We start from the raw sequence: 11,838 nt of genomic DNA, 5'->3' as shown, positions 1-11,838 counted from the left end.
CGGGTGTTTCCGCTCTAGGCGCGCTTTTCCGCCGGAGACGCTCCGGCCACAAGGATCACCCATGCCGCGAATCGGCGGCGCCGGAACGGAAACGAGATGCAAGTCACGGAAACCAAGAACGAGGGCCTGAGCCGCGAATACTCTGTCGTTATCCCGCAGAGCCATCTGGCTGAGCGCCTCGAAGCCAAGCTCGAAGAGATCAAGCCGCAGGTGCACCTGAAAGGCTTCCGCCCCGGCAAGGCGCCGACCAGCTTCCTGAAGAAGCTTTACGGGCCGAACCTGATGGGCGAGCTCATTCAGGAAGAGATGGCTGCCGCGCAGGCCGAGGCCCTCAAGGACGTCCAGCCGGCGATGCCGCCGCATCCGCATCTCGAAACCGAGATCGACGACGTGGTGAAGGGGACGGCCGACCTCAAATACCACATGCACGTGGAAATCCTGCCCGAGATCGAGCCCAAGGGCCTTGATGACATCAAGCTGACCAAGATGGTCGCCGAGGTGACGGACGAAGAGGTCGAGGAAGAGCTGAAAAAGCTTGCCGAGCAGAACCAGTCCTACAAGGACCTGCCGAAGAACCGGAACGTCAAGGAAGGCCACAAGGTCATCATCGACTTCAAGGGCAAGGTCGATGGCGAGTACTTCGAAGGCGGCGCCGCCGAGGATGCCGAACTCGTCATCGGTTCGGGCCAGTTTATCCCCGGCTTCGAAGAGGGCCTGATCGGCGCCAAGAAAGACGAAGAGAAGGTCATCACCGTGACCTTCCCCGAGGATTACCAGGCCGAACACCTCGCTGGCAAAGAGGCCGAGTTCGAGGTCACCATCAAGGCCAACCAGGAGCCGGTCGAAACCGAGATCAACGACGAGTTCGCCAAGACCCTCGGTTTTGACGACCTCGCTGCGCTCCGTGAGCGGATCACCGAGATGGTGAAGAGCCGCTACGAAAGCCAGTCGCGCCTCCACATGAAGCGCGAACTCCTCGACTATCTCGACGAGCAGCACGACTTCGACCTGCCTCCGGGCATGGTGAAGGCCGAGTTCGAGCAGATCTGGCAGCAGGTCCAGAACGCCGAGCGCGACGAAGAGGACAAGGACAAGTCCGAGGAAGAGCTGAAGGCCGACTACCAGAAGATCGCCGAACGCCGGGTGCGTCTCGGCCTGCTTCTGGCCGAAATTGGCAAGGAAGCGAAGGTCGAAGTCCCGCAGGACGAGCTGACCCGCGCCATCCAGGCCCAGGCCATGCAGTTCGGCATGCAGCCGCAGCAACTCTTCCAGATGATCCAGGAGCGCCCTGAGCTTCTGGCCCAGATCCGCGCGCCGCTGTTCGAGGAGAAGGTGGTCGACCACCTCATCGAGAAGGCCGAGATCACGGAAAAGACCGTCTCGAAGGACGAGCTCATGGCCGAGCCAGGCGACGAGTAAGCCTTCGGGGCGTTTGCCAATCGAAAGAAAGCGCCGGGCCTTGCCCGGCGCTTTTTTGTTGAGCGTATCGTCAGGCTTCGCTGACCGCCATGTTGTCGATCAGCCGCGTTTTTCCGAGCATCACCGCTGCGAAGAGCCTCGCATCCTCGAGCTCCGATGCGCGCAGTTCCCGCTCGGGCAGGAGGCTGAGGTCAGTGCCTGAGCGCAGCTCGAAATAATCGACGGGGCGAAGACCGACAGCATCCATCTCCTGCATCCCCTGGATCAGCGCGGCGGGAACGGAAACGCCGCCGCGGATGCGGTGACACGCCTTGCGCATGATCTGGTTGAGTTCACCAGCGATCCGGCGCTCGGGCGGGGAGAGGTAGCGGTTGCGGGAGGACATCGCGAGGCCGTCAGCCTCGCGAATGATGGGAGCGCCGATCACGTCGACGCCGAGGTCGAGGTCGTCGTTGAGGCGCCGGATCACGAGAAGCTGCTGGTAGTCTTTTTCTCCGAACACCGCGACATCGGGCTTGATCCGCGTGAAGAGTTTCGTGACGACCGTCGCAACGCCTGAGAAAAAGCCGGGCCGGGACGCCCCGTCCAAGGGCTCGGCGATGGGGCCGACATCGATCCTCGTCGCGAAGCCAGGCGGATACATGTCGCCAGGCGCCGGGATGTAGACAAGATCGACCCCGGCCTCGGCGAGCTTTTCGAGATCGTCCTGCTCGGTGCGCGGGTAGGTTTCGAAGTCCTCATTGGGTCCGAATTGCTTCGGGTTTACGAAGATTGTCGCACAGACACGCTCCGCGTGTTTCCGGGCCACGCGGGTCAGGGAGAGGTGACCGTCATGCAGAGCCCCCATTGTCGGTACCAGGGCCAGCCGGTATCCAGCGAATCCATCTGACTGAAGACAGTTTTTCAGATCGTCGAGGCTGCGTGCGATTTTCATCGATGCTTTGGGCCTTGTCCTTCGGGTCCGAACACGTGCAACCAATCCGCGCGAGTCCGGTAACTTTTCGTCAACCACATTGGTAAACGCTCAGCGCCATGACAGACCAAGCCTTCTCCTTCAAGATCAGGACCCTGGCGATGCTGGCGATGGGCCTTGTGCTGGCGCTGGCCACGGTACCTGCAGAAGGCGCTGCCCAGACGCTCGAACCGCTGCGGGACTCCTACAGGCTGGAACCGAAACCGGTGCCGCAGGAGGAGCCGCCGGCGTTGCCGGAGCTTGGTCCTGGAAGCGATGTCGAGGCGAGGCCGCAGAATGCGACAGGGGCTACCGTCCATCTCGCCTCCTATTACACCGCCATGGACGCGATGCGTGGTTGGAATGTCCTCAAGGCCCGCTATCCCGACTTGCTCGCGGATTTCGATCCTGTCCTGAAAGACGTCGACCTGGGCGAGCGCGGGCAGTTTGTCCGTCTTCTCGCGGGGCCCATTGGCAGTCTTGCGGAAGCCGAAAGTCTGTGTAAGGCCCTTCGGGGCGAAGGCGCGTACTGCGTACCGTCCGACGCCACGGGCGAAGTCCTGTACCCCCCTCAAGGATTTGGCGGATGACCTCGAAAACAGGCACCCATGTCATTGTCATCGGCAATGAGAAAGGCGGCTCGGGCAAGACAACCGTCGCCATGCACCTCGTCGTTGCGCTGCTGCGAGCAGGTCGCTCGGTCGGCGTTCTGGATATCGATGTGCGCCAGAAGAGTCTTGCGCGCTATCTCGAGAACCGTGCGCAATGGGCGGTGACGCAGGGACTGACGCCTGACGAGCTCCCTATGCCGAAATTCCTGCCACTGCAGAATTCCGAGCATGACAGCGTCAAGATGCGCAACGAGGATGATGACGCCCGCCTGCAAAGGACCCTCGAGGCTTTCGCGGACTGTGATTTCCTCGTCATCGATAGTCCGGGTGCGGACACGCATCTCAGCCGCACGGCGCACTGCTATGCCGATACCATCGTGACGCCGCTCAATGACAGCTTTGTCGACTTTGACCTTCTAGCCCGGGTCGACAGCGCGACGGGCGAGATCAAGGGCCCGAGCCTCTATGCCGAGACCGTCTGGCGCGCGCGCCAGATGCGGGCCCAGTCAGGGGTCATGGGCGGCATTGATTGGGTCGTCACCCGCAACCGGTTGCAGGCCACCAACGCCAAGAACAAGGCCAAGATGGCAGCGAAGCTCGATGACCTGTCCAAGCGGATCCAGTTCCGCCAGGCGCGCGGCTTCGGTGAGCGCGTGATTTATCGCGAGCTGTTCAGCTATGGCATGACGCTGCTCGATCTCGGCTCGAAGGGCAGCCCGCGAAAGCTCTCCTCGATGAGCCATATCGCGGCACGCCAGGAACTTCGGAGCTTCATCGCGGCGCTCAGGCTGCCCGGCCTGTCCGGCGAGGACGTCAAACCCGAGCCCGCGCGGGCCAAGGAAGCCGCGGCTGAAGCTGCCTGAAGGCCATCCGCGACCATCCACTTCTTCACCAAACAGGGGTAGCGTAGCAGGATGCTGCTGTTTGCGCTCGCTGTCCTTCTCCTTGTCTCGGGTTTCGTGGCCCGGAAGCTCGATCTTTCGGTCGCGCTGAAGCGTCGGCTCGCGCTGATCGGTGCGGCGACGGCGGCGGCCGTGATCCTGCTTGCCTGGATGAGGCTAACGCCTCTTGCAGCCATGGCCCTGGCTATCGGTGCCGGTTTCGCCGGCACGCAGGTGATGCGGGAGGTCGGACGGAAGGGGGATTTCGAGGAGCTCGGTGACAAGCCGCCCCCGACGCGGCCCCGCCCGCCAGGCATGGACCGGGCCGAAGCGCTCGCGGTGCTCGGCCTCGATGGTGATCCCGACGAAGCAGCGATCCAGGCTGCGCACAAACGCATGATCGTCAGGGCCCATCCCGACCAAGGTGGCAGCGATTATCTGGCTGCGAAGGTCAATGAGGCGCGCAAGGTCCTGCTGCATAGCGACTGACTCCGCCGCTTGGAGGGAGGCCTCCGGTATGGCAAGCCACAGGCGCAAACAAAGGGAGAACATTCGATGGGACCGAGTGACAAGCTGCGGGACGTCGCCACCACCCTCGTCGACGGTTGCCGCAAGGGCCAAGCCTCTGCAAATCTGGACAGGCTCTACGCCGACGATGCGGTGTCGGTGGAGGCCTATGCCAATCCCGACATGAAGATGGACCGCGAGGCCAGGGGGCTCGAGGCGATCAAGGGCAAGCACCAGTGGTGGGAGTCGATGTTCGAGGAGCAGATCGGGGACATCCCGCCCGAAGAGGCGGTGAAGGGGCCCTACTATTTCGGCGACGACACCTTTGCCGTTCATTTCCGGATGAAGATCAAGAACAAGGAAACCGGTGAGATCACCGAGGGCAGCGAAATCGGGACCTATCACGTCAAGGACGGGAAGATCGTCCGCGAGGAGTTCTTCTATCCGATGTAAAATCGGAGTTCAGGCCTCACGGCTTATTGCGTCTTGTGTGCGAGGGCCGTAAGGCCCCCGGACGGCCTAGGGGTATAGCTCAGTTGGTAGAGCATCGGTCTCCAAAACCGAGGGTCGCGGGTTCGAGTCCTGCTGCCCCTGCCAGTGCCGGACAGAGTTATTGAGGAGCGCCTGTGGCTTCCGAAGAAGACGTCCTCCTCCGCGAGGTCGATGAAGATCTCTCCCGCGACCAGACATTCGAGCGCCTCCGGCAGTTTCAGATTCCCCTGATTGCCGGTGCCGTCGCCATTATCGGTGGCGTTGCAGGTTGGCAGTTCTACGAGTCGCGAAAGGAAGAAACAGCGCGCCTCGCCGCCGAAGCCTATGTCCCGCTGAGTTTCGGCGCCGAGACCGAGCCTGACCTTGCGTCGCTCCGCACCTTCGCGGAGGAAGCCGATAGCGGCTTCGCCAAGCTCGCTGCCATGCGCGCCGCCCAGCAGCTTGGCCTGCAGGGCGATATCGAGGCAGCCCGCGATCTTTACGCCAGCGTCTATGAAGATGCTTCGGTGTCCGCGCCGATGCGCGACGTCGCCCGGATCCGCGCAGCCTACGCCTTGTTCAACAATCGGCCCGAAGAGGCGGCGGAGATCGCATCACAGGTCGAAACCGAAGCCTTTCGGGCGCATGCGGAGGAAATAACCTCCGCTGCCGCACTCGTGCGAGGCGACTACCTCGCCGCACGGGCTGGGTTCGAAGCGCTCGCCGCATCAGAGACGGCGCCTCCCGGCCTGCGCGCACGGGCAGAAACCTACGCAGCCTTGGCCGACGCCGCCGCAAACGGTGCCGCGATCCAGCCTGCGGCCCCGGTCCCGGATGCGACATCCTTCATCGAACGCTTTGGCGCGGAACTCGACGCTGCTGGCGTCGGCTCAGGCACGTCCCTCGGACTGCCCCAGCTCCCGGATATTCAGCCTGCTGAACAGGCAGAGGAGACCGCTGGTGAGAACACCGGCGCGGGTGAAACCGGAGAGACGCCCCAGTGATCGCGAGGACCCTGAAACTTGCCGGCCTTGCCGGGCTTGCCCTCCTGGCCGTGTCCTGCAGCAGCAATGGCGGCAGTGCCGAAGATCGTGAGTTCGCGGATGCGGTCGCCGTGCTTGCACCCGAAGAGGTGATCGAGCCCGATCCCGAACTCGCAGGGCAGGGCATCGTCGTCCCGCCGCCCCTTGCCAATGAAACCTGGCCGCAGGTTGCTGGCGCACCCGACCACACACTGATCCACGTGGCCGCACCCGCGGAGCTGGTCCGCGCATGGCGCGCACGCGTCATCTCGCCAAAGGCGAAAAAAGCCCCGATCACTTCGACGCCTGTCGTCGGGACGGAGCTGCTCTACAATATCGACGCGGTTGCCAATGTCATGGCTGTCGACCGCGACACCGGCAAGAAAGTCTGGGAGACGACCCTGACGCCGGATGTCCGCGACCGCGCCGCTCGCCGCCTCAACATTTTCGCACGCGTCAAGCCGGCCGATCTCGGCTTCGGCGGCGGCGCGGCCCTTGCTGAAGACCGACTGTTCGTGACGTCGGGCTTCGGCTTCATCGCCGCCCTCGATGCGCGGTCCGGTGAGCTGCTCTGGCAGGTCGAGACCGGAAGCCCGATGCGCAATCCACCGACGGTTGCTGGCGGCCTGGTGATCGCCGTGAGCATTTCGAATGAAGTCTTTGCTCTCGACCAGGCCACCGGAGAGGAGCGCTGGGGCTATGAGAGTTTCGAGGAATCAGCGCGCTTCCTGGCGGCCGCGGCCCCCGCTGTCGACGGGCGCAGTGTGGTTGTCCCGTTCAGCTCGGGCGAAGTGACTTCGCTCGACCTTATCAATGGCCGGGTCAATTGGCAGCAGACGATCTCCCGGACCTCTAAGCTCAATGCCCTTTCGGTGCTGGGCGACATTGCCGCTAGCCCGATCATCGACCGGGGCGCAGTCTTCTCGGTGAGCCAGTCGGGCCAAATGGCCGGAATCGACCTGAGGACAGGGGCCGTTGCCTGGGAACGTCCGGTAGGGGGGTATCATACCCCATGGCTTGCAGGTGAAACGATCTACATCGTGTCGAACGCCGGCCAGTTCGTGGCGGTCAACCGGATCGACGGCCGGATCCGCTTCGTCGTGGACCTTCCCGCTTTCAAGAACGAGCGGCGAAAGAAAAAGCGCATCAGCTGGGCCGGTCCCGTTCTCGGTGGCGGCAGGCTATGGCTCGCGGGAAGCAATGGAGAACTGATCGGGCTTTCTCCCCAGAATGGCGAGATCGAAGCGCGTTACCGCCTCAAGGACGGGGCGAACCTGCCACCAGTCATTGCCGGCGGGACGATCTACGTCATCACGGAGAAAGGCTTCGTCGAAGCTTTCGGGGAGGCCGCGCAGTAACAGCGCGCTAGCCTGGCAGGCTGATCGTCGCGCGCAGCCCGCCCAGCGGGGACTCGCCGAGGGTCAACCTGCCGCCGTGGTTCCGCACGATATCCTGGACAATCGAAAGGCCAAGCCCGCTGCCTGGCGAAGATCGTGAGCTGTCGAGCCGCTCGAAGGGCTGGAGGGCCCGGTCACGGTCTTCCTTCGCAATCCCCGGCCCGTCATCGTCGACGGTCAGGATGACGCTGCCGCCTGCGCGATGCCCCTCGAGCCTCACGCGCGTGGCATGGGCAAACGCGTTGCTGCACAGGTTGCTGAGCGCGCGTTTGAGGCTGAGGGGTGACGCATCGACCGACAGGTCCTCCTCGATCTCCACCTCGAGCGCCTTGCCCATGCGCGCGAACTCGGCCTTCAGGTCCGCGGCCAGTTCACCTACCGAAACGATCGTCCTGTCGGTGTCCTGACTGTCCCGCACAAAGTCGAGATAGGCTTCGAGCATCCTCTCCATCTCTTTCGCATCCGCATCGAGGGCATCCCGGTCTTCGCCTTCGGGAAGCATGGCAATGCCGAGCTTCATCCGGGTGAGCGGCGTGCGAAGGTCATGGCTGACCCCGGCAAGCATCTCCGTGCGCTGAAGAAGGTAGCGTTTGATCCGTGCCCGCATGGCCATGAAAGCCTGTCCTGCCTGCCGGACTTCCCGCGCGCCGGTCGGCCGAAACTCAGGCATGTCATCGCCGCGACCAAAGGCTTCCGCCGCAGCCGCAAGCCGCGTGATCGAGCGGACCTGGTTGCGCATGAACTGCACGGCGACATAGCCGAGGAGCATGGTCGTGGCGATCAGCCAGAGCACAAAGAGGTGCCCGTTCTGCGCGGTGACCTGATCGCGTGGTGTGACGAAGACGAGGTATCCGTCGTCGAGCTGGACGCGGACTTCGACTTCGTCCGCATAGCCGCGCGTATTGATCCAGACAGGTTCGCTGATGGCTCGGGAAAGCTCGTCCTCCAGCGTCCTGTTCGGCGGCGAGAAGAAGGAAAGCTTGTCGCGTTCCGGGATCGTTTCTCCGGGCGCCCAGCGCATGAAGAGCTGCAGGTCCTCGCGCGCCATCTCGACGATATCGTCGCGGTCGAGCCCTTCGGGTGGGTCACGCCATAGCTCGAGAATGTGCGCCATCTCGCTTGCCGACTGGCGGGCAAGGGAGCCTGTCACCTCTTCCCAGTGCCGGTTGAAGAAGATGAAGGTCACCACCGACTGCATCAGGAAAATCGGCAGGACGACGATCAGGACCGTCCGTCCCCAGAGGCTCTTGGGTGCGATCCTGCGGAGCACGGGCGGGTCAGTCCGTCATCAGGGCGTAGCCGACGCCGCGCACCGTCTTCAGGTAGCGGGGGCTGCGCGGGTCCTCTTCGATCTTGCGGCGCAGGCGCGTGACCTGGACGTCGATGGAGCGGTCGAAGACCCCGAGTTCCTTCTGTGCCAGGACGGTCCGCGGAATGGGGGCTCCGGGTTTGGCGGCCAGCGTACGCAGAAGATGCAGCTCCGCATCGGTGAGTTTCACCCTCTCACCGTCATTGGTCAGCTCCCCCCGTGCCGGATCGAAGGCAAAGGGACCGAAGCGCACGCGCTCGTCCTTGGGGGGAAGGGCGGTGCGCTGGAGGAGCCCGCGAAGGCGCAGGACGAGTTCGCGCGGCTCGAACGGCTTGGGAAGGTAGTCGTTGGCGCCAGCCTCGAGGCCGCGAATCCTGTCCTCAGGCTCCCCGCGCGCGGTGAGAAGGAGGATCGGCACCGCGGAGCGCGCCCGCAGCCGCTCGGTCATCGAGAAACCGTCCTCGCCCGGCATCATGACGTCGATCACCAGCGCATCGAAGGCAATGGTTTTCATCAAGGCATCAGCGTGGGCCGCGCTTTCCACTGCGGAGGCGAGGAAGCCGTTTTCCCGCAGGTAGCGCGCCAACAGTTTCCTGATGCCCTCGTCGTCGTCCACGACGAGCACGTGCGGCGTATCATGTCCTGCAAGGGTTTCGGCGGTTTGCACCATGCGATCCGCTTAAAGGAATTCGCCAGCTTTGCCCATCAATCCCGCTCGACAGCGTCGCGGAAGAGGGCGGCGAGTGTCTCATGCTCGGTGAGGGCGACGCCCTGCGAGGCGAAATCACCGCTATCGAGGCCAATGACCATGAGGCGTTCGCCTCCCCGAACGGCTTGCGCCAACTCTGCTCGGAGCGACTCGGCGTCAAGCTCGCCGCGGACGAGATAGACGGATCCTGAAAGCGCACGGGAATCGGCAAAGCGGCCAAGAATCTCGGCTGCGTTGCCCTCGGCTGCACGACCGTCGGCGAAGATGACGAGACAGGCGCGCAGCGAACCGCCCAATGAAGCTGAGGCCGGACCGCTCTGGAAAAGCGGGCGCAGCTCGTCGAATTGCAACGCCTGCCTGAAGTCACGGCTCCCCGCGGGAGCGACGAGGGAGTGATAGGCGAGGCGCTTTTCGGCGACGAAGCTCGCCATTTGGGACGTGGGGTAGGGTCCGTAGATCCTCCCGCCGACGCTCATGCACCAATTCTCGGTCGCCATACCTGTCCCGCCTAGCGCGCGCCCATGGGAAGCATGAAGGTGATTCCGAGCCCTTCTTCATGGTGGCGCGCGACAATCCCGCGCTTGCGGCCTATCATGACGGTCTCTCCGATTCGCGGATAGAGCGCTGTCGCCACCGAAGCGCCGGTCTCGGACACATCGAGAATGAGGCAGTGTGCGACCTGTCCAGTCACCGTCTCGAGCACGGCTTCCTCCGCGAGGGGATAACGGACGGCGCGGGAATTCTCGGAAGGACGATTCAGAAAGATCTGGAGGGCGTCGGCCCGGGCGATCCGGTCCGCCCGTGTCCCGGAGAGTTCGACGCCGAAGCCTCGCGGATTGAGGCGCACGACAGTGCCGGTGAACCGACCGAGATCAGGCACCACCAGTTCGACCTTGTCTCCGTTGAGTGCGCCCGGCCGTGCAATCACGCCGGCCCCGCTGACAGAGAGATTCGCCAGCACGCCTTGGCGGGCCTTTCCATCGGGCAGCTTGAACTTCATGGGCAGGCGCATCGGTACCCGGCGGTGCCGACGCCCTCGAGCCGCCTCAGCGAGCCTCGACGGCTCGGCCAGGTCCCTGATCGACTGGGCTTGGAAAGAGTCCATGGTGGTTTGCGCCTCTCCTGCAGCGAAACGTCCTAGCGCCGGCGAATCAACAAACGGTCAAAACGTTGAGGCTAATGCTTGCTGCCGGGCCGTTCGATGGCCACCTTGCGCATTCCTGAGGAAGGCCCACCGCCCCATGTCCGAACGACCCTCCGCGATCAGACGCAACCGAGGCTTCGGCGGCAGCACGCCCTTCCGCGGCGGTCCGATCTTCAACCTGCCAGTGCCTATCGGCGGCATCGTGACCTGGACCATCATCGCTTATTTCGCGTCGTTCTGGGTCAAGTCACCCTTCGGCCCCGGCCCGCTCTTCAGCACTTTCGCGTTTGTTCCCGTGGAGTTTCTCGTTCGGATCGAGCAGGGCCAGGTGGCGCTCGCGATCATTCCGCTGTTCACCCACATGTTCCTGCACGGCAATCTCGCGCACCTGTTGCTCAACATGCTCTGGCTGGTGGTCTTCGGCTCGGGCGTCGCGCGGCGTCTGTGCGTCGAGGGCGTGCCTCCGGCGGACCGGACGCACAATGTTCTCGTATTCATGGCTTTCTACATCGCCTGCGGCATCGCCGGCGGGCTCACGCATTTCGCCTTCCATCCTTATGATTCGACCCCGATGATCGGTGCGTCTGGTGCGATCTCCGGGCTGATGGCCGGAACGTTGCGTTTCGCGCTCAGGCTCTTCGCACCCATGGGAGCCGAATATGGACGGCTAGCACCAATCTGGGCGCGGCCCGTCCTTGTGGCGTCGATGGTCTATATCGGCCTCAATCTAGCGACCGGCATTGTCAGCGCATTCGGTGTTCGAGAAGCGTCGCAGATCGCATGGGAGGCCCACATTGGCGGGTTTCTGTTCGGGCTGATCGCATTCCCGCTGTTCGACCGCATGGCGAAAAGGCCTCCGCTGCCATTCGGCTTCTCCTGAACTTGCGGGAAGGGCTGACTAGGCGCACCATATCACGGCCTTACCGCCAAGGAGGTCAGGATGCGTGCACAGGATATTGTCAGTTCCAAGGGCAACAAGGTCGAGACCCTCGCTGAGACGGCAAGGCTCGGTGACGCGATCGACAAACTCGCCGAACTCAATATCGGGGCCCTCCTGATCGTGGATGCTGCGGGCAAGCCGAGTGGTATCCTGTCCGAGCGGGACCTGATTCGCGTCATGGCCGGCGCGCCGATGGGCGTGCGGGAACGAAAGGTCTCCGAAGTGATGACCAGGGACCTGATCACCTGCTCACCCGACGCGACAGTCGATGAGCTCCTGGACATGATGACGGACCGCCGTATCCGGCACCTTCCGGTGATGCGGGGGGACGAACTCGTGGGGATCCTGTCCATCGGCGATGTGGTGAAGCACCGGATCCGTGAGGTGAAGGAAGAAGCCGAGGCCCTGAAGAGCTACATCGCGAGCGGCTGAAACGAGGCCTCCGCAGGCCAGCGGCGCTTTCTAGGGTGATTTGA

General features: G+C 63.5%; 14 protein-coding genes and 1 tRNA gene. 10 read left to right on the top strand and 5 right to left on the bottom strand.

Features of this window, described 5'->3' with window-relative positions:
* Nucleotides 1-96 precede the first annotated feature (96 nt).
* On the top strand, nt 97-1,419 hold the full coding sequence (gene tig / locus IE053_RS06050) for a trigger factor (RefSeq protein ID WP_189573320.1): 1,323 nt from the start codon (nt 97-99) through the stop codon (nt 1,417-1,419).
* A 70-nt stretch (nt 1,420-1,489) separates the two neighbouring features.
* On the opposite strand, the gene panC is transcribed toward tig, so the two are convergent.
* Nucleotides 1,490-2,353 (bottom strand): pantoate--beta-alanine ligase, encoded by an 864-nt coding sequence (panC, locus tag IE053_RS06045; protein ID WP_189573317.1) that lies wholly within the window; start codon nt 2,351-2,353, stop codon nt 1,490-1,492.
* A gap of 98 nt (nt 2,354-2,451) precedes the next feature.
* Between panC and IE053_RS06040 the strand changes: the two genes are divergently transcribed.
* From IE053_RS06040 to IE053_RS06010, 7 genes are all read left to right on the top strand, one after another.
* Nucleotides 2,452-2,961, top strand: a complete 510-nt coding sequence (locus tag IE053_RS06040) for an SPOR domain-containing protein (protein ID WP_189573314.1) — start codon at nt 2,452-2,454, stop codon at nt 2,959-2,961.
* Nucleotides 2,958-3,845, top strand: a complete 888-nt coding sequence (locus IE053_RS06035) for a division plane positioning ATPase MipZ (protein WP_189573312.1) — start codon at nt 2,958-2,960, stop codon at nt 3,843-3,845. Before IE053_RS06040 ends, IE053_RS06035 begins: the two co-directional genes overlap by 4 nt.
* Nucleotides 3,846-3,896: 51 nt before the next feature.
* Complete coding sequence (locus tag IE053_RS06030; RefSeq protein ID WP_189573309.1) at nt 3,897-4,352, top strand: J domain-containing protein; 456 nt, start codon at nt 3,897-3,899, stop codon at nt 4,350-4,352.
* 66 nt (nt 4,353-4,418) lie between these two features.
* Entirely contained in the window at nt 4,419-4,823 is a 405-nt protein-coding gene (locus IE053_RS06025) for a nuclear transport factor 2 family protein (RefSeq protein ID WP_189573306.1), read from the top strand.
* Nucleotides 4,824-4,891: 68 nt separating this feature from the next.
* A tRNA-Trp gene (locus tag IE053_RS06020) sits at nt 4,892-4,967 on the top strand.
* Nucleotides 4,968-4,996: 29 nt separating this feature from the next.
* The gene (locus IE053_RS06015) at nt 4,997-5,845 is read left to right on the top strand and encodes a tetratricopeptide repeat protein (RefSeq protein WP_189573303.1); all 849 of its coding nucleotides are present in this window, start codon (nt 4,997-4,999) and stop codon (nt 5,843-5,845) included.
* Nucleotides 5,842-7,221, top strand: coding sequence for an outer membrane protein assembly factor BamB family protein (locus IE053_RS06010; protein ID WP_189573300.1), 1,380 nt, complete (start codon nt 5,842-5,844; stop codon nt 7,219-7,221). Before IE053_RS06015 ends, IE053_RS06010 begins: the two co-directional genes overlap by 4 nt.
* 7 nt (nt 7,222-7,228) lie before the next feature.
* On the opposite strand, the gene IE053_RS06005 is transcribed toward IE053_RS06010, so the two are convergent.
* From IE053_RS06005 to IE053_RS05990, 4 genes are read right to left on the bottom strand one after another with little or no spacing between them, the layout of a single operon-like run.
* Nucleotides 7,229-8,530, bottom strand: a complete 1,302-nt coding sequence (locus IE053_RS06005; protein WP_189573297.1) for an ATP-binding protein — start codon at nt 8,528-8,530, stop codon at nt 7,229-7,231.
* 7 nt (nt 8,531-8,537) lie between these two features.
* Entirely contained in the window at nt 8,538-9,239 is a 702-nt protein-coding gene (locus IE053_RS06000; RefSeq protein ID WP_189573294.1) for a response regulator, read from the bottom strand.
* Nucleotides 9,240-9,274: 35 nt separating this feature from the next.
* Nucleotides 9,275-9,775 (bottom strand): hypothetical protein, encoded by a 501-nt coding sequence (locus IE053_RS05995; protein WP_189573291.1) that lies wholly within the window; start codon nt 9,773-9,775, stop codon nt 9,275-9,277.
* Nucleotides 9,776-9,786: 11 nt separating this feature from the next.
* Nucleotides 9,787-10,383 carry a PilZ domain-containing protein gene (locus tag IE053_RS05990; protein ID WP_189573288.1) on the bottom strand — a complete coding sequence of 199 codons (597 nt, stop codon included), beginning with the start codon at nt 10,381-10,383 and terminating at the stop codon, nt 9,787-9,789.
* Nucleotides 10,384-10,519: 136 nt separating this feature from the next.
* Here IE053_RS05990 and IE053_RS05985 point away from each other — a divergent pair, with 136 nt between their 5' ends.
* Both IE053_RS05985 and IE053_RS05980 read left to right on the top strand, forming a co-directional pair.
* Complete coding sequence (locus IE053_RS05985) at nt 10,520-11,302, top strand: rhomboid family intramembrane serine protease (protein WP_189573285.1); 783 nt, start codon at nt 10,520-10,522, stop codon at nt 11,300-11,302.
* A gap of 60 nt (nt 11,303-11,362) precedes the next feature.
* Entirely contained in the window at nt 11,363-11,794 is a 432-nt protein-coding gene (locus IE053_RS05980; RefSeq protein ID WP_189573282.1) for a CBS domain-containing protein, read from the top strand.
* Nucleotides 11,795-11,838: the final 44 nt, after the last annotated feature.

This window comes from Parvularcula lutaonensis (assembly GCF_014651915.1).
GTDB lineage: Bacteria > Pseudomonadota > Alphaproteobacteria > Caulobacterales > Parvularculaceae > Parvularcula > Parvularcula lutaonensis.
This window is presented reverse-complemented; position numbering and strand designations above follow the sequence as displayed.